22 protein-coding genes are annotated in these 22,432 nt (G+C 62.0%); 12 read left to right on the top strand and 10 right to left on the bottom strand.

What is annotated here, in order from left to right; all coding sequences use genetic code 11:
- Positions 1-14: 14 nt before the first annotated feature.
- The 3 genes from rsmB to def form a co-directional block, all read right to left on the bottom strand.
- Positions 15-1,325 (bottom strand): 16S rRNA (cytosine(967)-C(5))-methyltransferase RsmB, encoded by a 1,311-nt coding sequence (gene rsmB, locus A7J50_RS00095; protein ID WP_064449997.1) that lies wholly within the window; start codon positions 1,323-1,325, stop codon positions 15-17.
- Entirely contained in the window at positions 1,322-2,275 is a 954-nt protein-coding gene (gene fmt / locus A7J50_RS00100) for a methionyl-tRNA formyltransferase (protein WP_064449998.1), read from the bottom strand. The genes rsmB and fmt overlap by 4 nt, the downstream gene beginning before the upstream one ends.
- Positions 2,276-2,344: 69 nt before the next feature.
- Positions 2,345-2,851 carry a peptide deformylase gene (def, locus tag A7J50_RS00105; protein ID WP_064449999.1) on the bottom strand — a complete coding sequence of 169 codons (507 nt, stop codon included), beginning with the start codon at positions 2,849-2,851 and terminating at the stop codon, positions 2,345-2,347.
- A 135-nt stretch (positions 2,852-2,986) separates the two neighbouring features.
- Between def and A7J50_RS00110 the strand changes: the two genes are divergently transcribed.
- The 3 genes from A7J50_RS00110 (at position 2,987) to A7J50_RS00120 (ending at position 5,536) form a co-directional block, all read left to right on the top strand.
- Positions 2,987-3,766, top strand: a complete 780-nt coding sequence (locus tag A7J50_RS00110) for a hypothetical protein (protein ID WP_064450000.1) — start codon at positions 2,987-2,989, stop codon at positions 3,764-3,766.
- A gap of 63 nt (positions 3,767-3,829) precedes the next feature.
- On the top strand, positions 3,830-4,924 hold the full coding sequence (dprA, locus tag A7J50_RS00115; RefSeq protein ID WP_064450001.1) for a DNA-processing protein DprA: 1,095 nt from the start codon (positions 3,830-3,832) through the stop codon (positions 4,922-4,924).
- 54 nt (positions 4,925-4,978) lie between these two features.
- The gene (locus A7J50_RS00120) at positions 4,979-5,536 is read left to right on the top strand and encodes an L-threonylcarbamoyladenylate synthase (protein WP_053253621.1); all 558 of its coding nucleotides are present in this window, start codon (positions 4,979-4,981) and stop codon (positions 5,534-5,536) included.
- 131 nt (positions 5,537-5,667) lie between these two features.
- Here the strand turns inward: A7J50_RS00120 and A7J50_RS00125 are convergent, their stop codons facing one another.
- On the bottom strand, positions 5,668-6,645 hold the full coding sequence (locus A7J50_RS00125; RefSeq protein WP_064450002.1) for an NADPH:quinone reductase: 978 nt from the start codon (positions 6,643-6,645) through the stop codon (positions 5,668-5,670).
- Positions 6,646-6,804: 159 nt separating this feature from the next.
- On the opposite strand from A7J50_RS00125, the gene hemF reads away from it, so the two are divergent.
- Together hemF and aroE are read left to right on the top strand one after the other, a co-directional pair.
- Positions 6,805-7,737: an oxygen-dependent coproporphyrinogen oxidase gene (gene hemF / locus A7J50_RS00130; protein ID WP_064450003.1), complete on the top strand. Its 933-nt coding sequence runs from the start codon at positions 6,805-6,807 to the stop codon at positions 7,735-7,737.
- Positions 7,737-8,561: a shikimate dehydrogenase gene (gene aroE / locus A7J50_RS00135; RefSeq protein WP_064450004.1), complete on the top strand. Its 825-nt coding sequence runs from the start codon at positions 7,737-7,739 to the stop codon at positions 8,559-8,561. Before hemF ends, aroE begins: the two co-directional genes overlap by 1 nt.
- A gap of 124 nt (positions 8,562-8,685) precedes the next feature.
- Here the strand turns inward: aroE and A7J50_RS00140 are convergent, their stop codons facing one another.
- From A7J50_RS00140 to betC, 3 genes are all read right to left on the bottom strand, one after another.
- Complete coding sequence (locus A7J50_RS00140; RefSeq protein WP_064450005.1) at positions 8,686-10,254, bottom strand: SulP family inorganic anion transporter; 1,569 nt, start codon at positions 10,252-10,254, stop codon at positions 8,686-8,688.
- A 171-nt stretch (positions 10,255-10,425) separates the two neighbouring features.
- Positions 10,426-11,346, bottom strand: coding sequence for a choline ABC transporter substrate-binding protein (gene choX, locus A7J50_RS00145; RefSeq protein WP_064450006.1), 921 nt, complete (start codon positions 11,344-11,346; stop codon positions 10,426-10,428).
- Positions 11,347-11,362: 16 nt separating this feature from the next.
- Positions 11,363-12,877 carry a choline-sulfatase gene (gene betC / locus A7J50_RS00150; protein ID WP_064450007.1) on the bottom strand — a complete coding sequence of 505 codons (1,515 nt, stop codon included), beginning with the start codon at positions 12,875-12,877 and terminating at the stop codon, positions 11,363-11,365.
- Positions 12,878-12,980: 103 nt separating this feature from the next.
- On the opposite strand from betC, the gene A7J50_RS00155 reads away from it, so the two are divergent.
- The 6 genes from A7J50_RS00155 to A7J50_RS00180 all read left to right on the top strand — a co-directional run bounded on the left by A7J50_RS00155 (position 12,981) and on the right by A7J50_RS00180 (position 18,716).
- Entirely contained in the window at positions 12,981-13,931 is a 951-nt protein-coding gene (locus A7J50_RS00155; protein ID WP_064450008.1) for a choline sulfate utilization transcriptional regulator, read from the top strand.
- Between the two features lie 30 nt (positions 13,932-13,961).
- A complete protein-coding gene (locus tag A7J50_RS00160; RefSeq protein WP_064450009.1) occupies positions 13,962-14,288 on the top strand; it encodes a DOPA 4,5-dioxygenase family protein in 327 nt (108 codons plus the stop codon).
- A gap of 162 nt (positions 14,289-14,450) precedes the next feature.
- Positions 14,451-15,410, top strand: coding sequence for a 2-dehydro-3-deoxygalactonokinase (locus A7J50_RS00165; RefSeq protein ID WP_064450010.1), 960 nt, complete (start codon positions 14,451-14,453; stop codon positions 15,408-15,410).
- A gap of 1 nt (position 15,411) precedes the next feature.
- A complete protein-coding gene (locus tag A7J50_RS00170; RefSeq protein WP_064450011.1) occupies positions 15,412-16,032 on the top strand; it encodes a 2-dehydro-3-deoxy-6-phosphogalactonate aldolase in 621 nt (206 codons plus the stop codon).
- 61 nt (positions 16,033-16,093) lie between these two features.
- Positions 16,094-17,242, top strand: coding sequence for a galactonate dehydratase (gene dgoD, locus A7J50_RS00175; protein ID WP_017137927.1), 1,149 nt, complete (start codon positions 16,094-16,096; stop codon positions 17,240-17,242).
- Positions 17,243-17,414: 172 nt separating this feature from the next.
- On the top strand, positions 17,415-18,716 hold the full coding sequence (locus A7J50_RS00180) for an MFS transporter (protein WP_064450012.1): 1,302 nt from the start codon (positions 17,415-17,417) through the stop codon (positions 18,714-18,716).
- Positions 18,717-18,796: 80 nt separating this feature from the next.
- On the opposite strand, the gene A7J50_RS00185 is transcribed toward A7J50_RS00180, so the two are convergent.
- From A7J50_RS00185 to trpB, 3 genes are all read right to left on the bottom strand, one after another.
- Positions 18,797-19,249 carry an anti-virulence regulator CigR family protein gene (locus A7J50_RS00185; RefSeq protein ID WP_064450013.1) on the bottom strand — a complete coding sequence of 151 codons (453 nt, stop codon included), beginning with the start codon at positions 19,247-19,249 and terminating at the stop codon, positions 18,797-18,799.
- A 138-nt stretch (positions 19,250-19,387) separates the two neighbouring features.
- Positions 19,388-20,197: a tryptophan synthase subunit alpha gene (gene trpA, locus A7J50_RS00190; RefSeq protein ID WP_064450014.1), complete on the bottom strand. Its 810-nt coding sequence runs from the start codon at positions 20,195-20,197 to the stop codon at positions 19,388-19,390.
- The gene (gene trpB / locus A7J50_RS00195; RefSeq protein ID WP_064450015.1) at positions 20,198-21,424 is read right to left on the bottom strand and encodes a tryptophan synthase subunit beta; all 1,227 of its coding nucleotides are present in this window, start codon (positions 21,422-21,424) and stop codon (positions 20,198-20,200) included.
- Between the two features lie 110 nt (positions 21,425-21,534).
- Between trpB and A7J50_RS00200 the strand changes: the two genes are divergently transcribed.
- Positions 21,535-22,431, top strand: a complete 897-nt coding sequence (locus A7J50_RS00200; protein ID WP_064450016.1) for a LysR family transcriptional regulator — start codon at positions 21,535-21,537, stop codon at positions 22,429-22,431.
- Position 22,432 lies beyond the last annotated feature (1 nt).

Genomic DNA, 22,432 nt, shown 5'->3' on the forward strand with positions numbered 1-22,432 from the left:
TCCCTTAAACCCATTCAGCCGCGTGCGGCGGCAATCTTGATCAGTTTGGCGTAGTAGAAGCCATCGTGTCCGCCTTCCTGTGCAAGCAATTGGCGGCCGTGGGGCTGCTTGATGCCGGCCGTTGTAGCGAGGTCCAGCTCGCGCGCGCCGCTGTTGCGGGCGAGGAAGGCTTCGATCACCTCTGTGTTTTCGGTGGGCAAAGTGGAGCAGGTGGCGTAAAGCAGGATGCCGCCAACTTCGAGGGTCGGCCACATGGCGTCGAGCAGTTCGCCTTGCAGGACGGCCAGGGCGGCGATGTCGTCGGGCTGGCGGGTCAGCTTGATGTCCGGGTGGCGACGGATGACGCCGGTGGCGGAGCATGGCGCATCCAGCAGGATGCGCTGGAACGGTTTGCCGTCCCACCAGGTGGCAGTGTCGCGACCGTCGGCGGCTATCAGGTCGGCACTCAGGCCCAGGCGCGCGAGGTTTTCGCGCACGCGCACCAGGCGCTTGGCTTCCAGGTCGACGGCGACCACACCAGCGAGGTCTTTTTCGACTTCCAGAATGTGACAAGTCTTACCACCCGGCGCGCAGCAGGCGTCGAGTACGCGCTGGCCCGGTGCCAGGTCGAGCAGGTCGGCGGCCAGTTGCGCCGCTTCGTCCTGCACGCTGATCCAGCCTTCGGCAAAGCCCGGCAGGCTGCGTACGTCGGCGGCGGCTTCCAGCACGATGCCATCGCTGCTGTACACGCATGGCGAGGCGTTGATGCCCGCGTCTGTGAGCAATTGCAGGTAAGCGTCACGGCTGTGATGACGGCGGTTAACCCGCAAAATCATCGGCGGATGTGCATTGTTGGCCGCGCAAATGGCTTCCCATTGTTCAGGCCAGAACGCTTTCAAGGACTTTTGCAGCCAGCGCGGGTGGGCGGTGCGCACCACCGGGTCGTGTTCCAGTTCGGCCAGCAGCGCTTCGCTCTCGCGCTGGGCACGGCGTAGCACGGCATTGAGCAGGGCTTTGGCCCAGGGCTTTTTCAGTTTGTCGGCGCAACCAACGGTTTCACCGATGGCGGCGTGGGCCGGCACGCGGGTGTAGAGCAACTGATACAGGCCGACCAGCAGCAGCGCTTCCACGTCGGCATCGGCTGCCTTGAATGGCTTTTGCAGCAGCTTGGCCGCCAGCGCCGACAAGCGTGGCTGCCAACGGGCCGTACCAAACGCCAGGTCCTGGGTGAAGCCGCGATCGCGGTCTTCGACTTTATCCATTTGCGTAGGCAGCGAACTGTTCAGTGAAGCCTTGCCGTTGAGGACGGCGGCGAGGGCCTTGGCGGCGGCCAGACGCGGGTTCATTGAGCGACCGCCCCGAGAACCGTGCCCAGGGCGAATTTCTCACGACGGCTGTTGAACAAATCGCTGAAATTAAGCGCTTTGCCACCGGGCAATTGCAGGCGCGTCAGACACAACGCCTGCTCTCCGCAGGCGACCAGCAGGCCTTCCTTGCTGGCACCGATGATTTCACCGGGAGCGCCTTTGCCGTCAGCCAAGGTGGCGGCCAACACTTTCAAGGCTTCATCGCTGAGGGTGCTGTGGCAGATCGGCCATGGATTGAACGCGCGCACCAAGCGTTCCAGCTCCACGGCCGGGCGGCTCCAGTCGATACGCGCTTCGTCTTTGTTCAGTTTGTGCGCGTAGGTGGCAAGGCTGTCGTCCTGCACTTCGCCTTCCAGGGTGCCGGCAGCCAGGCCGGCGATGGCCTGGAGCACGGCAGGTGGGCCCATCTCGGCCAAGCGGTCGTGCAGGCTGCCGCCGGTGTCTTCGCCGGTGATCGGGGTGGTGACTTTGAGCAGCATCGGGCCGGTGTCCAGACCCGCTTCCATGCGCATCACGGTCACGCCGCTTTCGCTGTCACCGGCTTCCACGGCGCGCTGGATCGGCGCCGCACCGCGCCAGCGTGGCAGCAGCGAAGCATGGCTGTTGATGCAGCCCAGGCGCGGAATATCCAGCACTGCCTGAGGCAGGATCAAGCCATAGGCCACGACCACCAGCAGGTCTGGCTTCAACGCGGCCAGCTCTGCCTGGGCATCGGTGTTACGCAGGGTCGGTGGTTGCAGCACGGCAATGTTGTGCTCAAGCGCCAGCTGCTTGACCGGGCTCGGCATCAGTTTTTGCCCGCGACCGGCCGGGCGATCCGGCTGGGTGTACACCGCGACGATGTCATAAGGGCTGGCAAGCAGGGCCTTTAGGTGTTCGGCGGCAAATTCAGGAGTGCCGGCAAAAACAATGCGCAGTGGCTCGGTCATGGGAGTTCTCGGTTAAAAACAGTCACAAAAGAAAAAGGCTTGCCGCAGCAAGCCTTTGGAAGAAGGGCATCAAGCTTGCTGGCGATGCTTTTTTTCCAGCTTCTTCTTGATCCGGTCGCGTTTAAGCGTGGACAGGTAATCGACAAACAGTTTGCCGTTGAGGTGGTCGCATTCGTGCTGAATGCACACCGCCAGCAGGCCCTCTGCGATCAGCTCGTAGGGCTTGCCGTCACGGTCCAGGGCTTTGATCTTCACGCGCACCGGGCGTTCGACGTTCTCGTAGAACTCCGGCACCGAGAGGCAGCCCTCCTGGTATTCGCCCATCTCCTCGGTCAGCGGTTCGAACTCGGGGTTGATAAACACCCGAGGCTCGCTGCGATCTTCCGACAGGTCCATGACCACGACGCGCTGATGCACGTTGACCTGGGTCGCGGCGAGGCCGATGCCCGGGGCTTCATACATTGTTTCAAACATGTCATCGACCAACTGACGAACCTTGTCGTCCACTACGGCCACCGGTTTGGCGATCGTGCGCAGGCGCGAGTCGGGGAATTCGAGGATGTTCAAAATAGCCATAAGCGTAATTGCTGCACATGTGAGGTAGAGGCAAATCGGCGTTGGGATGGACCCAGACAGCCGGTGTGAAAGGTTCGAAAGCCGCGAAGGCTATGGCATTTCACGCGAACGTACATAATAAAGGAGATTCACCCCATGAGGAAATCGCTACTCGTCTTGCTGCTGTGGGCGCCGCTCACCATGGCGCTGCTGAAACCGCCCGAACAGCGCCTCAATCAAGCGGCGCAACAGGCCATACAGCGCTTTTTGCTGCATAACCGCATCCTCGATACGCCTCAGGATCTAGATAACGCGCCTTATATTGTTGCGGCCGAGGCGGGTCGAGTGCTGGGCGCCAATGGCGAACGTGTGCACGCCAGGGGCAACCTGGACCCGGTCCAGCCAAGCTATGGAATCTTTCGCCGAGGCAAGGTTTACACCGACCCGGACACCCAGGAACTGCTGGGGGTCAACGCCGAGGACATCGGCACCGCGCGGTTTTTGATGGCCGGCGACCTCACCACCCTTGCAGTGCAGCGAGTGACCCAGGAAGTCCGCCCAGGCGACCGATTGCTGCGCGCCGAACCTGGCGTCGAGTTGTCCAGGCTGCAAACGCCGCCGCACCCCGCGGCCCTTATCAAAGGGCACATCATCGACGTTCCCAAAGGCGTGACCCAGATCGGCGTGTTGGACGCCGTCACCTTGAACAAGGGCCGCCGCGACGGCCTGGTCGAAGGCCAAGTGCTCACGGTGATCAAGCAGGGCGCCACCGTAAGGGATGTCCTCAGCGGCGCTTTGACGAAACTTCCTGATGAGCGCGCCGGCACCCTGCAGGTGTTCCGCACCTATGAAAAGCTCAGTTATGGCCTGGTTCTCAGCGCTTCAAGGTCGCTGGCGGTGATGGACCGTTTTGAGACTGCCCAACAAACACAATAAATAGCCTGCTAAATAAGTTACCAACAGAGTTATCCACAGCTTGTTCCGATCAAGGATGATCAAATGTATCCGACAAACAGCCATGAAATTTCCCCGTCAGAACTGGAAGCCCGACTACGCTTGCACAGGCTGCCAGAACTGGGCCCCAAGCGTTTTCGTGTGTTGATCGAAGCATTCGGTTCTGCCTCAAAGGCTATCAGTGCGCCTGCCAGTGCCTGGCGCTCCCTCGGGTTACCGCCTGGCAGTGCGGATGCCCGACGCAGCCCGCAAATCCGTGACAGCGCCAGTGACGCGCTCGCGTGGTTGGAGCATCCCGCCCAGCATTTACTGATGTGGGACCAACCTGAGTACCCTGCCTTGCTTGCGCAGATTGACGACGCCCCACCGTTATTGTTCGTCGCCGGCGACCCCAAAATCCTGGAAAAACCGCAGTTGGCCATGGTCGGCAGTCGGCGCGCTTCCAGACCCGGGCTGGACACGGCCGCCGCCTTTTCCCGCAGCCTGGCGAGCGCCGGTTTTGTCATCACCAGCGGGTTGGCCTTGGGCATTGACGGCGCTGCGCATCAAGCGGCATTGGACGTCGGCGGGCAGACAATCGGCGTGCTTGGCACCGGCCTGGAAAATTTTTATCCACAGCGACACCGGCAGCTCGCAGCCGCGATGATTGCCGAAGGTAGCGCGGTGGTTTCCGAGTTTCCGCTGGACGCCGCGCCCCAGGCCGCTAACTTTCCACGGCGTAACCGGATCATCAGTGGCCTGTCGCTGGGGGTGCTGGTGGTGGAAGCCAGCATGGCCAGCGGCTCGCTGATCACTGCAAAGCTCGCCGCCGAGCAGGGGCGTGAGGTGTATGCGATCCCCGGCTCCATCCATCATCCGGGCGCCAAGGGCTGTCATCAGTTGATTCGCGATGGTGCGACGTTGGTCGAGTCCATCGAGCATATTCTTGAAGGGTTGCGCGGCTGGCAGGCCTTGTCTCGCCCGGCACCGATGCCGGTGACTCACCCGCTGGTGGCGCTGCTGCATGCCGCGCCTCATACCAGCGAGGCTCTGGCGATTGCCAGCGGGCGACCCTTGTCCCACGTGCTGGCGGCCCTTACCGAGCTTGAGCTCGAAGGCCAGGTGATCTGTGAAAGCGGGCGGTGGCTTGCGCGCTGCTAGGTTTTGTAAAGAACATCGGTAAACTGCGCAGAGCTTTAGTTCGGAGAGTGAGCAATGGTCAACAGGTGGCGTGTGCTGGAAACCGCACGAGAAATTCGCGCAGGCGCGGTGATCGCCTACCCGACCGAAGCGGTCTGGGGCCTTGGCTGCGACCCGTGGAATGAAGAGGCGGTGGACCGATTGCTGGCGATCAAGAATCGGTCGGTGGACAAGGGGCTGATCCTGGTGGCGGACAATATTCGCCAGTTCGATTTTCTTTTTGAAGATTTCCCGGACACCTGGATCGAGCGCATGGCCAGCACTTGGCCTGGGCCGAATACCTGGTTGGTTCCCCATCAGGACTTGCTGCCTGAATGGGTGACAGGTGTGCACGACACAGTCGCCTTGCGGGTCAGCGATCATCCGCTGGTGCGGGATTTATGCTCATTGGTCGGGCCGCTGATTTCCACGTCGGCCAACCCGCAGGGCCGCCCGGCAGCACGCACGCGGCTTCGTGTGGAGCAGTACTTCCGTGGCCAGGTTGATCGGGTATTGGGCGGCGCCCTGGGTGGGCGCAAGAACCCAAGCCTGATTCGCGATTTGGCGACAGGCGAGGTTGTGCGGCCCTCTTAAGATCGAGGTGCGGCCATCGCGGGCAAGCCCGCTCCCACATTCGATCGCGTTCCTTCAGTTGGAATCCGCTCAAAATGTGGGAGCCGGGCTTGCCCGCGATGAGGCCCTCACAGCCCAGTAGATCTATCGCCTTACGGCAACAGAATGGTCGACCCCGTCGTCCGCCGGCCCGACAATTCCGTCTGCGCCTTCGCCGCCTCGGCCAGCGAAAACCGCTGGTTGATATCAATGCGCACCTTGCCGCTCTTGATCATCGAGAACAGGTCATCGGCCATGGTCTGCAAGTCTTTTGGATTGCTGGCATAGGTCGCCAAGGTCGGCCGGGTGACATACAGCGAGCCCTTCGCGGCCAGAATGCCCAGGTTCACCCCGTCCACAGCGCCTGAGGCATTGCCAAAACTCACCACCAGCCCACGCGGCGCCACGCTGTCCAGCGAGGTCAGCCACGTGTCCTTGCCGACGCCGTCGTACACCACAGGCACTTTTTTGCCGTCGGTCAATTCCAGTACGCGTTGTGCGACGTTTTCCTTGCTGTAGTCGATGGTTTCCCAGGCACCGAGAGATTTGGCCAGGGCGGCTTTTTCCGGGGAGCTCACGGTACCGATCAACTTAACGCCCAAAGCCTTGGCCCATTGGCAGGCCAGGGAGCCCACGCCACCGGCAGCGGCGTGGAACAGAATGGTTTCGCCACCCTTCAACTCGTAGGTCTGGCGCAGCAGGTACTGCACGGTCAGGCCTTTGAGCATGGCGCCGGCGGCTTGTTCGAAGCTGATCTCATCCGGCAGGTGCACCAGGTTGGCGGCGGGCAATACATGCAGCTCGCTGTAGGCGCCAAGTGGGCCACTGCCGTAGGCCACGCGGTCACCGACCTTGAACTGGGTGACCTCGCTGCCCACCGCATCCACCACACCGGCACCTTCTGCGCCCAGGCCCGATGGCAGGGCTGGCGGCGCATAGAGACCGCTGCGGAAGTAGGTGTCGATGAAGTTCAGGCCGATGGCCTCGTTGCGCACGCGAACCTGCTGAGGGCCCGGTTCTGCCGGGGTGTAGTCCACATACTCAAGCACTTCGGGGCCGCCATGGGCACGGAACTGGATACGTTTGGCCATCTGCACTTCTCCTGAGGTCGATTCGCGTAGCCCTCTATCGGACTCCTAAGCTTGATCTTCGTCAACTGCGGCTTACTGGAGTGCGGTGGTATCCTGTGCGCCCATTTGCCGCCGACGCCCAATGGCCTCGCGTAGCTTTGCCCGATTCAAGGTGATGCCATGACTACCCGCACCGAGGCTGTTAAAGCCTACCTGCTCGACCTGCAAGACCGAATTTGCAGCGCCCTGGAAACCTTTGAGACGGACACTCGCTTTATCGAAGACGCCTGGACCCGGCCTGCGGGCGGCGGTGGTCGCACCCGTGTGATCGAAAACGGTTCGGTGATCGAAAAAGGCGGCGTTAACTTTTCCCACGTGTTTGGCAGCGGCCTCCCACCGTCCGCCAGCGCGCATCGTCCTGAGCTGGCCGGCCGTGGGTTTGAAGCCCTCGGCGTGTCGCTGGTGATCCATCCGCACAACCCCCATGTGCCGACGTCCCACGCCAACGTGCGCTTTTTCATCGCCGAAAAAGAAGGCGAAGAGCCGGTGTGGTGGTTCGGTGGTGGCTTCGACCTCACGCCGTACTACGGCAATGAAGAAGACTGTATCCATTGGCACCGCGTGGCCGAGCAGGCCTGTGCGCCGTTCGGTGCGGATGTGTACTCGCGCTACAAGGCCTGGTGCGACACCTACTTCCACATCAAACATCGCAATGAGCCACGCGGTATTGGCGGCCTGTTCTTCGATGATTTGAACGAGTGGGACTTCGACACCTGCTTCGCCTTCATCCGCGCCATCGGCGACGCCTACATCGACGCCTACCTGCCGATCGTGCAGCGCCGCAAGGCCGCCGCCTACACCGAGCAGCAGCGTCACTTCCAGGAGTTCCGCCGTGGGCGCTATGTCGAGTTCAACCTCGTCTACGACCGTGGCACGCTGTTTGGCCTGCAATCGGGCGGCCGTACCGAGTCGATCCTGATGTCGCTGCCGCCGCAGGTGCGCTGGAGCTACGACTGGAAGGCCGAGGCTGGCAGCGAAGAAGCGCGCCTCACCGATTACTTCCTGCAAGATCGCGACTGGCTCGGCATCGTTGCGCCCAAGGCGGCTGTCTGATGGACCGTTATGTCGTCTTCGGCAACCCCATCGGCCACAGCAAGTCGCCGCTGATTCACCGTATGTTCGCCGAGCAAACCGGTGAGCAATTGGACTACAGCACCCTGCTCGCGCCGCTGGAGGATTTCACCGGCTGTGCCCGTGAGTTTTTTCAGCAAGGCCGTGGCGCCAACGTCACCGTACCGTTCAAGGAAGACGCGTATCGCCTGGCCACTCGCCTGACCGAACGCGCTCAGCGCGCCGGGGCGGTGAACACCTTGAGTAAGTTGGCCGATGGCGGCCTGCTCGGCGATAACACTGACGGCGCGGGCCTTGTGCGGGACCTGACGGTGAACGCCGGGTTGAGCCTGAAAGGTAAACGCATCCTGCTGCTGGGCGCCGGTGGCGCAGTACGCGGGGCGCTGGAGCCATTGCTGGCTGAGCAACCGGCTTCGCTGATCATCGCCAATCGGACGGTGGAAAAAGCCGAGTTGCTTGCCGAGCTGTTCGACGACCTGGGCCCGGTGTCTGCCAGCGGTTTCGACTGGCTGCGTGAGCCGGTGGACGTGATCATCAATGCCACGTCCGCCAGCCTGTCAGGCGATGTACCGCCGATTGCCGGCAGCCTGATCGAGCCGGGCAAGACCTTCTGCTACGACATGATGTACGCCAAGGAACCGACCGCGTTCTGCCGCTGGGCCTCTGAGCAGGGCGCAGCGGTGTCGATGGATGGCCTGGGCATGCTGGTGGAGCAAGCAGCGGAAGCCTTCTTCCTGTGGCGCGGTGTGCGCCCGGATTCGGCGCCTGTATTGGCCGAGTTGCGCACACAGTTGGCAGCCAACTGATTCCCACCTTGTGACGATCTAATGTGGGAGCTGGCTTGCCTGCGATAGCGGTGCATCAGCTCACTCATCTGGTACAGACACACCGCCATCGCAGGCAAGCCAGCTCCCACAGTTTTAACCGCGTTCAGTCTTCGAAATGGATGGGGCACTTGTCGGCCCCTTCCAATTTCTTTAACTCCTCCACCACCGGCGGCCGGGCCCGGCGCAGCGTCAAACTACGCCCTAACCCCCGCAAGCGCCGCGCCTCCTGGTGCAACATTTCCACCCCGGAATAGTCGATAAAGTTGATCTGCTGCGCCTCGATCACCACCCGCTCGCCTTGCAGGCTTTGCAGGCGCACTTGCAGGTAATGGCTGGCGCCAAAAAAGATCGAGCCGCCGACCCGCAATACATCCTCGTCACCGTCACGCCATTGCTGAACCCGTGGTTGCGACGTACGTTTGAGGTAGAAAAACAGCGACGCCAGCACCCCCGCGTAAATCGCCGTCTGCAGCTCCAGCAACAAGGTGGCGCCGCAGGTCAGGCTCATCACCACAAACTCGGCACGGCTCACGCGAAACAATGCGCGAATGCCGCGATGGTCCACCAGGCCCCAGCAAATCAAAAGGATGCTCGCGGCCATGCTGGGAATCGGAATGTGCGCGATCAACGCCGCGCCGAACAGCGCAAACAGAGCCACCCACGCTGCGGAAAACACACCCGCCAAGGGCGAACACGCACCCGCTTCATAGCTGAGGCCGGACCGCGTAAAGGAACCGGCTGACAAGTAGCCAGAGAAAAATCCTCCCACGATATTGGATAAACCCTGCGCCCGGACTTCCTGATTGGCGTCGAGTAACTGCTGCGAGCGCGCCGACAGCGAGCGGGCAATCGACAGGCTCGTCACCAGCCCCAGCATGCCCACCGCCACGGCGCTGGGCAGCAGGCGCAGGAGCATATCCAGGTCCATCGGCAATGGGCTGAACGGCGGCAGTTTGCCCACGAATGAACTGACCCGCGCCACCTGCCCGAACATCGTCGGCCACAGCCACGCGGCCAGGCTGCCCAGAGCCAGAGCGATCAATAGCGTGGGCCAGCGTGGCACCAGGTACTTGAGCAAAGCGCCCACCAGCAAGGTGCCCAAGCCGAGGGCGAGTGAGGCATGGTCCCACTCGCCGGCATGGTTGATCAGCGCCAACAGGCTATTGATCGCCGTGGCCTCGCTTGGTAAATCCAGCCCCAGCAGGTTGGGTAATTGCCCCAATGCAATCACCACGGCAGCACCCAGGGTGAAACCCAGCACCACGGAATGGGAGACGAAATTCACCAGCGCACCGAAGCGCAGCATGCCCAGCAACCACTGGAAAACGCCGGCGAGGAAGGTCAGCAGCAGGATCAAGGTGATGTAGTCCTGCGACCCCGGCACAGCCAAGGGACTGATGCTGGCGTAGAGCACGATGGAAATTGCCGCTGTAGGGCCGCAGATCAGGTGCCAGGAGGAGCCCCAGAGGCAGGCGATCAGCACCGGAATAATCGCGGCGTATAAACCGTATTCGGGTGGCAGGCCGGCGATCAGCGCGTAGGCAATCGACTGCGGCAATGCGAGTACCGCGCCGCTGAGGCCGACCATCGCGTCCCGGCCGACACTGGCGCGGGTTTGGCGCGGGAGCCAGGCGAGGAAGGGGAAGAGTGTATGGCGGTTGAGCCGGGGCATCGCAAACTCGGTAGAAAGGGTTAGCTCAGAGTATCAGTCCACACCGACTCCTGTGGGAGAGGGGGTGTGTGGGAGCTGGCTTGCCTGCGATCCAGGCACCTCGGTATTACTGATACACCGCGGTGATGCTATCGCAGGCAAGCCAGCTCCCACAGGGATTAGCGTTTGGAATTAGAGTTTGGCTTTTACCGCCGCTAACGCATCCTGGCCATCCACGGTTTTTACGCCATCGAGCCACTTATCCAGCACCGCCGGGTTCGCCTTGATCCAGGCCTTGGCGGCATCAGCATTGCTGACTTTTTTATTCACCACTTCAGCCATGATGCTGTTTTCCATGTCCTGGGTAAAACTCAGGTTGGTCAGCAGCTTCCCGACATTCGGGCAGGCCTGTGCATAGCCCTTGCGGGTCAGGGTAAACACGCTGCCTTTGTCACCGAAGTACTTCTCGCCACCCTTGAGGTAATGCATTTTCAACTGCACGTTCATCGGGTGCGGCGTCCAGCCGAGGAAGGTGACGAAACGCTGTTTCTTCACCGCGCGTGATACCTCAGCAAGCATCGCCTGCTCACTCGACTCGATCAGCTTCCACTGGCCCAGGTCGAAGTCGTTCTTTTTGATGATTTCCTGCAGCGAGATATTCGCCGGCGCGCCGGAGCCGATGCCGTAGATCTTTTTGTCGAACTTGTCCGCAAACCTGTTCAAGTCGGCAAAATCATGCACCCCGGCGTCCCATACGTAGTCCGGGACGGCGAGGGTGAACTCGGTGCCGTCGAGGTTTTTCGCCAGTTGCACCACATCGCCGTTGGCCACGAACTTGTCATAGAAGCCCTGCTGCGCCGGCATCCAGTTACCCAGGAACACATCCACCTGGCCGTCCTTGAGCCCGCCAAACGTAATCGGCACCGCCAGGGTGTCGACTTTGGCCTTGTAGCCCATGCCGTTCAACAGAAAACCGGTGATGGCATTGGTGGCGGCGATATCACTCCAGCCCGGATCGGCCATCTTCACGGTATCGCAGCTTGAGTCCGCATAGGCGCCGGCGCTGCTCAACGCCAGCAGTGCAACGCTCAACACGGTGGATAACTTTTGCATGGCCTTCCCCTCAGTTTTATTGGTTTTGGCAGGGTTGTGGATAACGTGCCTTGCGCTCCAGATCGTCGAGGTCGATATGGTTGCGCATGTATTGCTGACTGGCGTCTACCAGTGGCTGGTGGTCCCAGCTCTTCAGCTTGCCCTGGGTCAGCGCCTCAAACACCAGGCGACGACGGCGTTGGCTGGCGAGCACCTGTTGGTGGATCGCCGGGATGTCCCATTTGGTCCGCGCCTCACGCAAAAACGCCTCGAACAGTGGCCGGTGTTCCGGTGACTGGCTGAGGTTCTCCCGCTCGTGCGGGTCGTTGTGCACATCGAACAGTAGACAAGGGTCGTCTTCGCTGTAGATGAACTTGTAAGCGCCACGGCGAATCATCATCAGCGGGCTGATGGTGCCTTCGGCCATGTATTCGCCGAACACTTCGTCGTGCCCGCCCAGCCCCTGCAAGTGCGGGACCAGTGAGCGGCCGTCCAGCGGCAAACGCGGGTCCAGCTCGCCGCCGGCCAGTTCCACCAGTGTCGGCAACAGGTCGGCCGTCGAGACGGCCCGGGACACGCGGCCAGCGGCAAACTGGCCCGGCGCACTGACCAGCAGCGGCACGCGGGCGGCCATTTCAAACCAGTGCATTTTGTACCAGAGGCCGCGCTCGCCGAGCATGTCGCCGTGGTCGCCGGAGAAGATGATGATGGTGTCATCGGCCAGGCCGGTGTCTTCCAGCGTCTGCAGGAGTTTGCCGACGTTGCTGTCGATGTAGCTGCACGCGCCGAAGTAGGCGCGGCGGGCATCGCGGATCTTGTCCAGCGGCAGCGGCTTGTCCCACAGGTCATACACCTTGAGCAGGCGCTGGGAGTGCGGGTCGAGGTCGACCTGGGCTGGCGTCGTAGGCAATGGGATGTCGCTGTCGTCGTACAGGTCCCAGAACGGTTTGGGAATGGTGTACGGGTCGTGTGGGTGAGTCATCGACACGGTCAGGCAGAACGGCTGGTCGCCGTCTTCACGGATATGGTCGAACAAATACTGTTGGGCCTTGAACACCACCTCTTCGTCGAAATCCAGCTGGTTGGTGCGCACGCACGGCCCGGCTTGCAGCACCGAGGACATGTTGTGATACCAGGTGGGGCGCACGTCCGGTTCATCCCAATTCACCGCCCAGCCATAGTCGGCGGGGTAGATGTCGCTGGTCAGGCGTTCTTCGTAACCGTGCAGTTGGTCTGGCCCGCAGAAGTGCATCTTGCCGGACAGCGCGGTGCGGTAGCCCAGGCGACGCAAGTAATGGGCGTAAGTCGGCACATCGGCGGGGAAATCCGCCGCGTTGTCGTAGGCGCCGATCTTGCTCGGCAACTGGCCACTGACCAGGGTGAAACGTGACGGCGCGCACAGGGGGCTGTTGCAATAAGCGGCGTCGAATACCACGCCCTGTGCAGCGAGGCGGCTCAGGTTGGGCAACTTGATCGGGGAAGGTCCGTAGAACGGAAGCATCGGCGCGGCCATTTGATCGGCCATGATGAAAAGAATGTTCTTGCGCTTCATGAGTCTTCGGCATTCCATAGGCGGTGTTTATGCGAATGAGCATGCAGCCCATGGAAAATGGGGTAAAGCCCATGAAAGGCAATGTCTAGGATAAGCACAGCTTATGTATGAAGCCCTCGGTGATGTGTCGCTCGACCTGCTGCGTGCCTTCGAAGCGGCGGCGCGCCATCGCAGCTTCACCGCCGCCGCGATGGAGTTGGGCACCACTCAGCCGGCCATCAGCCAGCAAATCAAGCGCCTCGAAGAACAGCTGGCGATCCGCCTGTTTGATCGCATCTACCGCGGCATCGAACTGACCGACGCCGGGGCTCTGCTGTTCGAGCACGTCCAAGGCGGTTTGCAGACCATCAATCAGGGCCTGAGCGCGATCAGCCAACAGGGCCAGCATGAAGTGCTGCAAGTGGCCACCGACTTCGCCTTCGCCGCCTATTGGCTGATGCCGCGCCTGCATCGCTTCCACCAGGCCAACCCGCAAGTTGATGTGAGCCTGGTCACCAGCGAGCGCAACCATGCCACCTTGCGCAGCGATATCGACGTGGCGGTGTTGTTCGGCGACGGTCGTTTCAAGCAGGGTGACAGCCTGTGGCTGTTCAATGAGGAAGTGTTCCCGGTGTGCAGCCCGCAATGGCTCAAGGAGCAGGCCACGGCGCTGACCGTGCAGACCTTGCCGGAGTATCCGCTGCTGCACCTGCGCCAGGAAAACAACAGCCAATGGTTCGACTGGAGCGGTGTGTTTCGCGAGCTGGGCATTACCACTGCGCCGACGCCCGGCCAACTGCGTTTCGACAACTACACATTGCTGATCCAGGCGGCGATTGCGGGTCAGGGCGTGGCCATCGGCTGGCGCCATTTGGTGGATAACCTGCTCGAACAGAACTGGCTGTGCCGACCGATCACCGACACGGTGATCTCGCGCTTCGGCTATTACGTGGTGCAGCCCCAGCGCAAACGCCGCGGGCAGTTGGTCGAGCGCTTTGTCGACTGGCTGGTGGCCGAACAAGCCAGCAGCGCGCAGTCGTTGACCGGGCTGGCCCTGCCGTCGATTGCGGTCTAGGATCGGGGCATATTGGATCCGGATTTCGCCATGCAACGTATCAAGGGCTACCACGCCCATATCTACTTCGACGCCAGCACTATCGACCAGGCGCGCAGCCTGTGCGAAGACGCGGCACGCCTGTTCCCGTTGCGCATGGGCCGTGTGCACGAACGGCCAGTGGGCCCGCACCCTGACTGGAGCTGCCAACTGGCGTTCGAGCCGGAATACATCGGCGTGGTGCTGCCGTGGCTGGCGTTGCATCGCGAAGGGTTGGTGGTGTTTCTGCACCCTGAAACCGGCGATGACTTGAAGGATCACACCGATTACGCGATCTGGATGGGCGCAATGCGCGAACTGGACCTGTCTATTTTTTAACCACGAACCAGACGAATCCCGTTCTCTTGTGCAAAGGCGACGGGATTTTTTATGTATTTACCCAATATATGGGACCGTTATTTATATATTGAGATATCGCCAGTCATAGGTTTATATTCGCCCATCTGCTTTTTTCAGCACCCACTCATTTCAGGTGAAGCGATGCAGGCGCAATTGATCGCGCTCGACTGGGGGACCAGCTCCCTTCGTGCTTATAAACTCGGCTCGGCTGCCGAGGTGTTGGAACAGCGCTCGCTGGCGTTCGGCATCATGCACCTGCCCAGCGAACCGCGGGAGATTGCCGGCGTTCGCTGCAGCGATGGCTTCGAGTTGGCGTTCGATGCCGCCTGCGGCGATTGGCTCGACGCCGAGCCCAACTTGCCGGTAATCGCCTGCGGCATGGTGGGCAGCGCCCAGGGGTGGAGCGAGGCGGCCTATCGCAATACCCCAGTCGATGTTGCCAGCCTGGGCCAGGCGCTCCACACAGTGCGCAGCCTGCGCGGTGTGGATGTGCATATCGTGCCCGGCGTTATCGAACAGGTCGGCTTGCCCAATGTGATGCGTGGCGAAGAAACCCAGGTGCTGGGCGTGCTGCAAGGCCTTGAGGCCGAGGTCCTGATCGGCCTGCCCGGCAGCCATTCCAAATGGGTCGAGGTGATGGGCGGCTGCATCACTCATTTCGACACCTTCATGACCGGCGAGCTGTTCGCGGTGCTGAGCAAGCACAGCATCCTCGGGCGTACGCAAAGAACATCCGAACACTTCCAGGCCGAGGCGTTTGATCGAGGCGTGAACGTGGCGTTATCAGCAGATGGCCAACGTGGCGTGCTATCGACACTGTTCAGCGCGCGCACCCTGGGATTGACCGCCGAACTGGCACCCGAGCAGCAACCGGATTATCTGTCCGGCCTGCTCATCGGCCATGAACTCGCCGGTTTGCCGGACCAGGCGAAACACAAGCCCATCGTTCTAGTCGGCGCCGCACCGCTCTGCGCCCGCTACCAACGCGCCCTCGCCCTGTGCGGTTTCGCCCATGTCAGCCTGGCGCAGGAAGCCACCGAGCGCGGCTTGTGGCAACTGGCAGTCGCGGCCGGGCTCACTCAACGTGTATCGGAGGCCTGACATGCTCAAGCAAGCACTCGCACACAACGGTTTGATCGCAATCCTGCGCGGTATACGACCGGACGAAGCTGAGGCAGTTGGCCAGGTGCTCTACGAGGCTGGCTTTCGCGTGATTGAAGTGCCGCTGAACTCCCCCGACCCTTACACCAGCATCCGCATGCTGCGCGACAGCCTGCCCGCCGATTGCCTGATCGGCGCGGGTACGGTGTTGACTGCGGAGCAAGTGGAGCACGTGAAAGCGGCCGGCGGCCAAGTGATCGTCATGCCCCACAGCGACGCCAAGGTGCTACGTGCTGCGAAAGCGGCGGGCCTGTACCTGTCGCCGGGTGTGGCCACGCCGACCGAAGCCTTCGCCGCGCTGGCCGAGGGCGCCGACGTATTGAAACTGTTCCCTGCCGAGCAAATGGGCCCGGCGGTGATCAAGGCGTGGCTGGCGGTATTGCCGACGGGCACGTTGCTGCTGCCGGTTGGCGGTGTGACCCCGGACAACATGCAGGTGTATTTCGACGCTGGCGCGAAGGGCTTCGGCCTGGGTTCCGGGTTGTTCAAACCGGGTATGTCGGTGGCGCAAGTGGCGAGCAGTGCCCAGGCCTATGTCGCGGCCTGGAACGCGCTTAACTGATGCCCCTGAACTGAGTGCAAGCATTGCGCCCTGGGCGCTGCATCGACAAGAGAGATAAGAGATGAAAATCACCAAACTGACTACCTTCATCGTCCCGCCGCGCTGGTGCTTCCTAAAGGTTGAAACCGACCAGGGCGTGACCGGTTGGGGCGAGCCCGTGGTCGAAGGCCGCGCCCACACGGTGGCCGCTGCCGTCGAGGAACTCTCCGACTACCTGATCGGCAAAGACCCTCGCAATATCGAAGACATCTGGACCGTGCTCTACCGTGGCGGCTTCTACCGTGGCGGCGCCGTGCACATGAGCGCCCTCGCCGGTATCGACCAGGCGCTGTGGGACATCAAGGGCAAGGCGCTTGGCGTATCGGTCAGCGACCTGCTGGGCGGCCAGGTGCGCGACAAAATCCGCGTGTATTCATGGATCGGCGGCGACCGCCCGGCCGACACCGCCCGCGCCGCCAAAGAGGCGGTGGCCCGTGGTTTTACCGCGGTGAAGATGAACGGCACCGAAGAGCTGCAGTTCGTCGACAGCTTTGAAAAAGTCGACCTGGCCCTGGCCAACGTGGCCGCGGTGCGCGACGCCGTCGGCCCTAACGTTGGCATTGGCGTCGACTTCCATGGCCGCGTGCACAAGCCGATGGCCAAGGTGCTGATGAAAGAGTTGGACCCGTACAAACTGATGTTTATCGAAGAGCCGGTGCTCAGCGAAAACTATGAAGCGCTGAAAGAACTGGCGCCGCTGACCAGCACACCGATTGCCCTGGGCGAGCGCCTGTTCTCGCGTTGGGACTTCAAGCGCGTGCTCAGCGAAGGTTACGTCGACATCATCCAGCCGGACGCGTCCCACGCCGGCGGCATCACCGAAACCCGCAAGATCGCCAACATGGCCGAAGCTTACGACGTAGCCCTGGCCCTGCACTGCCCGCTGGGCCCGATTGCCCTGGCGGCCTGCCTGCAATTGGACGCGGTTTGCTACAACGCGTTTATCCAGGAGCAAAGCCTGGGCATTCACTACAACGAGAGCAATGACTTGCTCGACTACGTGCGCGATCCGGGCGTGTTCGACTACGACAAAGGCTTTGTGAAGATCCCCAATGGGCCGGGCCTGGGCATCGAGATCAACGAGGAATACGTGATCGAACGCGCGGCCATCGGCCACCGCTGGCGCAACCCGATCTGGCGCCATGCCGACGGCAGCTTCGCCGAGTGGTAAGCCCCTCCTGAGGAAACACAGTCAATGTGGGAGCTGGCTTGCCGGCGATATCGGTGGGCCAGCTTGCATCTCTGGCGCAGGTATACCGCCATCGCAGGCAAGCCAGCTCCCACACTGACCGCGCTCGTTCAGCCAGATTTGTCCTCAATAACCATAAGAAGAGGCACCCCCCATGCACCCTGAATCCTTCACCGGGCAGGCGTCTTTAGTCACGCCCAGCAGAAAGCGCTTCTTCATCATGGTGTTGCTGTTTATCACCGTGGTGATCAACTACCTCGACCGCAGCAACCTGTCGATTGCCGCCCCGGCGTTGACCAGCGAGCTAGGCATCGACCCGGTGCACGTCGGGCTGATCTTCTCTGCTTTCGGCTGGACCTACGCCGCCATGCAGATCCCCGGCGGCTGGCTGGTGGACCGAGTGCCGCCCCGCATTCTCTACACCGTCGCCCTGCTGCTGTGGTCGATTGCCACCGTGATGCTTGGGTTCGCCGCCAGCTTTATCGCGCTGTTCGTGTTGCGCATGGCCGTCGGTGCCCTGGAAGCGCCGGCCTACCCGATCAACAGCCGCGTGGTCACCACGTGGTTTCCCGAGCGTGAGCGCGCCACGGCGATTGGTGTTTACACCTCGGGGCAATTTGTCGGGCTCGCCTTTCTTACGCCGGTGCTGGCCTGGCTGCAGCATGCGTTTGGCTGGCACATGGTGTTCGTCGCCACCGGTGGCGTGGGCATTCTATGGGCGCTGATCTGGTACGCGGTGTACCGCGAGCCGAAGGATTTCAAAGGCGCCAACGCGGCTGAAATCGAACTGATCCGCGACGGCGGCGGGCTGGTGGATATCCAGGCGCAAACCAAGGCGCCGTTCAGTTGGGTCGACCTGGGGGTCGTGCTGAGCCAGCGCAAGTTGTGGGGCATCTACCTGGGGCAGTTCTGCCTGAACTCCACGCTGTGGTTCTTCCTGACGTGGTTCCCGACCTACCTGGTGAAATACCGTGGCATGGACTTCATCAAGTCCGGGCTGTTGGCGTCGTTGCCGTTTCTGGCTGCGTTTGTCGGCGTGCTGTGTTCGGGGATTTTTTCTGACTGGCTGATTCGCCGGGGCGCGTCGGTAGGTTTCGCGCGCAAGCTGCCGATCATTGGCGGGCTGCTGATTTCCACGGCGATCATTGGCGCCAACTATGTGGACTCGACGGCGTGGGTGATTGCGTTTTTGGCGGTAGCGTTTTTCGGCAATGGCTTGGCGTCGATTACCTGGTCACTGGTATCGACGTTGGCACCCGCGCGGTTGCTGGGGCTGACAGGGGGCGTGTTCAACTTTATCGGTAACTTGTCGGCGATTACCACGCCGATAGTGATCGGCTTTTTGGCCAGTGGTGATTCATTTGCGCCAGCGATTACCTATATCGCGGTGCTGGCATTGCTTGGGGCGCTTTCCTACGTGTTGCTGGTGGGCAAAGTCGAACGCATCGAACTGTGAACCCATTATCAGGGGGGCGACTGACCCCTGTGGCAAGCCCGCTCGCGACGACAAGCCGACTTGCCACAAAAGCATTGGTGTCAGTTGAGCACGCCGTTCAGGATTTCGTAGACGATACCCGTGCCCACTGCGATCAACACCACGTCCGGCCCGGAACGACGCCATTCATACCCTTGGTAAACCGGCAGGCGTGACAGGGCGCGATTGTCGAGGCGTTCACCGTAGTAGCCGCGGGGCAGCGGCTGGCCGCGGACCAGGCGTACATTTGGCGGCGGTGGTGCACCGCGCGAGAATTGGCCGTGGTTGTCGTGGATGATCTGCCGCACCGGGCCGAAGTCCTGAGGCGGGCCGCCGCGACGGTTGTCCTGCGGGCCGCGATGGTCATCGCCACGTTGTTCGTGCTGGCCTTGCGGGCCGCCACGGCCTGGGCCGTCGCCATCGCCCCGTTGGTCAGGCGGAGCGGCCTGCACCAGGGCACTCGCGCCGAGCATCAGCACGCCGAGACCAGCGATCAAGCGTTTAGGCATTTTCATGGGGTGTTTCCTCAGTACTGCACGAACAAAAAAGGGATTTCGAACCGGGTTCGAAATCCCTTGGTCTTGTCAGTTTAGGTACTGATTCGACAGTATGATTCCTCTGTATCAGGAACTTTACCTACCGCTACACGGCGTTTACTTACGGGCGTTACGGACACCATCCGACAACGCCGCGCACAAGCTCAACACGCCATCAATCGCTTGCTGATCATTTTTGGCATTGGCAATGTGGTCGATCAGTGCCGAACCCACCACCACGCCGTCAGCCAAGCGTGCGATGGCCGCAGCCTGTTCCGGGGTGCGAATACCAAAACCGATGCTGATCGGCAGGTCGGTGTGGCGGCGCAGACGGGTCACCGCTTCTTCAACGTGTTCCAGGGTGGCCGCGCCGGCGCCGGTCACACCGGCTACCGACACGTAATAAACAAAGCCCGAGCTGCCGTTGAGCACGGTCGGCAGGCGCACGTCATCGGTGGTTGGCGTGGTCAGGCGGATAAAGTCGAGGCCCGCAGCCTGGGCCGGGTCGCACAGCTCGCCGTTATGCTCGGGCGGCATGTCGACCACGATCAGGCCGTCAACGCCGGCTTCTTTGGCGTCGGTGATGAACTGTGGCACACCGTATTTGTGGATCGGGTTGAAGTAACCCATCAACACCAACGGCGTGTCGTTGTTGTCCTGGCGGAACTCGCGAACCATCAGCAGGGTTTTCGCCAGGTTCTGCTTGGCTTCCAGCGCGCGGATGTTGGCCAGTTGAATCGCCGGGCCGTCGGCCATCGGGTCGGTGAAGGGCATGCCCAGCTCGATCACGTCGGCGCCGGCTGCCGGCAAACCCTTGAGGATCGCCAGCGAGGTGTCATAGCCCGGGTCGCCGGCGGTAACGAAGGTCACCAGGGCCGCGCGGTTTTGTTCTTTCAGCTGCGCAAAGCGGGTTTGCAGGCGGCTCATTTAGTGTTTCTCCTGCTGAGACTGTTCCATGTGATGCATCACGGTCTGCATGTCTTTGTCGCCACGGCCGGAGAGGTTGACCACCATCAGGTGATCCTTCGGCAGATTCGGTGCGCGCTTGAACACTTCGGCCAAGGCGTGGGCGGTTTCCAGTGCGGGAATAATCCCTTCCAGACGGCAGCATTTGTGGAATGCGATCAGGGCCTCGTCGTCAGTCACCGAGGTGTATTGGGCGCGGCCGATATCATGCAACCAGGCGTGTTCAGGGCCGATGCCGGGGTAGTCGAGGCCGGCGGAAATCGAGTGGGCGTCGATGATCTGGCCGTCGTCGTCCTGCAGCAGGAAGGTGCGGTTGCCGTGCAGCACGCCCGGTACGCCGCCGTTGAGGCTGGCGGCATGCTTGCCGGTTTCGATGCCGTAGCCGGCCGCTTCAACGCCGATAATCTCGACGCTGGCGTCATCCAGGAACGGGTGGAACAGGCCCATGGCGTTGGAGCCACCGCCGATGCAGGCCACCAGGCTGTCCGGCAAGCGGCCTTCCTGGGCTTGCATCTGGGTGCGGGTTTCCTTGCCGATCACGGCCTGGAAGTCGCGCACCATCGCCGGGTAGGGGTGCGGGCCGGCCACGGTGCCGATCAGGTAGAAGGTGTCGTCGACGTTGGTCACCCAGTCACGCAGGGCTTCGTTCATCGCGTCTTTGAGCGTGCCGGTGCCGGCGACCACCGGGATCACTTCGGCGCCCAGCAGCTTCATGCGAAATACGTTGGCCTGTTGACGCTCGATGTCGGTGGTGCCCATGTAGATCACGCAGTCGAGGCCAAAGCGTGCGGCCACGGTGGCGGTTGCCACGCCGTGCATGCCGGCGCCGGTCTCGGCGATGATGCGTTTTTTGCCCATGCGCCGTGCCAGCAGGATCTGGCCGATGCAGTTGTTGATCTTGTGCGCGCCGGTGTGGTTCAGCTCTTCGCGCTTGAGGTAGATCTTGGCGCCGCCGCAGAACTCAGTCAGGCGTTCAGCGAAATACAGCGGGCTTGGGCGTCCGACGTAGTCGCGCTGGAAGTAGGCCAATTCTTCGTTGAAAGCCGGATCGATCTTGGCCGCTTCGTATTCGCGGGCCAGTTCGAGGATCAACGGCATCAGGGTTTCAGCGACGTAACGGCCGCCAAACGCGCCAAAGAGGCCGTTGGCGTCAGGGCCGTTGCGCAGATCGGTCTGGGACTGAGTCATGGGGCGCTCCAGGAAATAATTCGTGTGAGAGGCAATGACGGTCACTCTACCCCTCACATCCGGCGCTGAAAACCGATAAGATCGCCGTAACCTGTCAGGAAAACTCACAGATGAGCCGAGACCTTCCGCCCCTCAATGCCCTGCGCGCGTTCGAAGCCACTGCCCGGCTCAACAGCGTGAGCCAGGCTGCTGAGCAACTGCATGTAACCCACGGGGCCGTCAGTCGCCAGTTGAAGGTGCTGGAAGAGCACTTGGGCGTCAGCCTGTTCGTCAAGGATGGGCGCGGCCTTAAACTCACAGATGCCGGTATCCGCCTGCGAGACGCGAGTGCCGAAGCCTTCGAGCGCTTGAGGGGTGTGTGCGCAGAACTCACCCAAGCCAGCGCCGATGCCCCCTTCGTGCTGGGCTGCTCGGGCAGTTTGTTGGCCCGCTGGTTGATCCCGCGCCTGGGCCGCTTGAACGCAGACTTACCGGACTTGCGCCTGCACCTGTCCGCCGGTGACGGCGACCTCGATCCTCGGCGCCCCGGTCTTGACGCCCTGCTGGTCTTCGCCGAACCGCCGTGGCCGGCGGATATGCAGGTGTATGAACTGGCCAGCGAGCGAATCGGCCCTGTGATGAGCCCGCGCTTCGCCGGTTATGAACACCTGCGTCATGCGCCGGCCTCGGCGTTGTGTGGCGAAGCGTTGCTGCACACCACCTCACGCCCGCAGGCCTGGCCCAGTTGGGCACAGCAACACGGTATCGATCCCGGCGCGCTGAAACTCGGCCAGGGTTTTGAGCATTTGTATTATTTGTTGGAGGCGGCGGTTGCGGGTCTGGGGGTGGCGATTGCGCCTGAACCGCTGGTGGCAGAGGACCTGCGAGCGGGTCGCCTGGTGGCGCCGTGGGGTTTCAGTGAAACCCCGGCGCACCTGGCGTTGTGGCTACCCAAGCGCGCCGCAGACGGGCGCGCCGGTCAACTGGCGCAGTGGCTCAAGGCAGAGCTGCTGCGCCAGCCGCTGTAGC

The organism is Pseudomonas antarctica, assembly GCF_001647715.1.
GTDB classification, from domain to species: Bacteria; Pseudomonadota; Gammaproteobacteria; order Pseudomonadales; family Pseudomonadaceae; genus Aquipseudomonas; species Aquipseudomonas antarctica_A.

Bases quoted from the DNA above. Each gene is read 5' to 3' on its own strand.
- rsmB (WP_064449997.1), bottom strand. From the start codon at position 1,325: ATGAACCCGCGTCTGGCCGCCGCCAAGGCCCTCGCCGCCGTCCTCAAC.
- fmt (WP_064449998.1), bottom strand. From the start codon at position 2,275: ATGACCGAGCCACTGCGCATTGTTTTTGCCGGCACTCCTGAATTTGCC.
- def (WP_064449999.1), bottom strand. From the start codon at position 2,851: ATGGCTATTTTGAACATCCTCGAATTCCCCGACTCGCGCCTGCGCACG.
- A7J50_RS00110 (WP_064450000.1), top strand. From the start codon at position 2,987: ATGAGGAAATCGCTACTCGTCTTGCTGCTGTGGGCGCCGCTCACCATG.
- dprA (WP_064450001.1), top strand. From the start codon at position 3,830: ATGTATCCGACAAACAGCCATGAAATTTCCCCGTCAGAACTGGAAGCC.
- A7J50_RS00120 (WP_053253621.1), top strand. From the start codon at position 4,979: ATGGTCAACAGGTGGCGTGTGCTGGAAACCGCACGAGAAATTCGCGCA.
- A7J50_RS00125 (WP_064450002.1), bottom strand. From the start codon at position 6,645: ATGGCCAAACGTATCCAGTTCCGTGCCCATGGCGGCCCCGAAGTGCTT.
- hemF (WP_064450003.1), top strand. From the start codon at position 6,805: ATGACTACCCGCACCGAGGCTGTTAAAGCCTACCTGCTCGACCTGCAA.
- aroE (WP_064450004.1), top strand. From the start codon at position 7,737: ATGGACCGTTATGTCGTCTTCGGCAACCCCATCGGCCACAGCAAGTCG.
- A7J50_RS00140 (WP_064450005.1), bottom strand. From the start codon at position 10,254: ATGCCCCGGCTCAACCGCCATACACTCTTCCCCTTCCTCGCCTGGCTC.
- choX (WP_064450006.1), bottom strand. From the start codon at position 11,346: ATGCAAAAGTTATCCACCGTGTTGAGCGTTGCACTGCTGGCGTTGAGC.
- betC (WP_064450007.1), bottom strand. From the start codon at position 12,877: ATGAAGCGCAAGAACATTCTTTTCATCATGGCCGATCAAATGGCCGCG.
- A7J50_RS00155 (WP_064450008.1), top strand. From the start codon at position 12,981: ATGTATGAAGCCCTCGGTGATGTGTCGCTCGACCTGCTGCGTGCCTTC.
- A7J50_RS00160 (WP_064450009.1), top strand. From the start codon at position 13,962: ATGCAACGTATCAAGGGCTACCACGCCCATATCTACTTCGACGCCAGC.
- A7J50_RS00165 (WP_064450010.1), top strand. From the start codon at position 14,451: ATGCAGGCGCAATTGATCGCGCTCGACTGGGGGACCAGCTCCCTTCGT.
- A7J50_RS00170 (WP_064450011.1), top strand. From the start codon at position 15,412: ATGCTCAAGCAAGCACTCGCACACAACGGTTTGATCGCAATCCTGCGC.
- dgoD (WP_017137927.1), top strand. From the start codon at position 16,094: ATGAAAATCACCAAACTGACTACCTTCATCGTCCCGCCGCGCTGGTGC.
- A7J50_RS00180 (WP_064450012.1), top strand. From the start codon at position 17,415: ATGCACCCTGAATCCTTCACCGGGCAGGCGTCTTTAGTCACGCCCAGC.
- A7J50_RS00185 (WP_064450013.1), bottom strand. From the start codon at position 19,249: ATGAAAATGCCTAAACGCTTGATCGCTGGTCTCGGCGTGCTGATGCTC.
- trpA (WP_064450014.1), bottom strand. From the start codon at position 20,197: ATGAGCCGCCTGCAAACCCGCTTTGCGCAGCTGAAAGAACAAAACCGC.
- trpB (WP_064450015.1), bottom strand. From the start codon at position 21,424: ATGACTCAGTCCCAGACCGATCTGCGCAACGGCCCTGACGCCAACGGC.
- A7J50_RS00200 (WP_064450016.1), top strand. From the start codon at position 21,535: ATGAGCCGAGACCTTCCGCCCCTCAATGCCCTGCGCGCGTTCGAAGCC.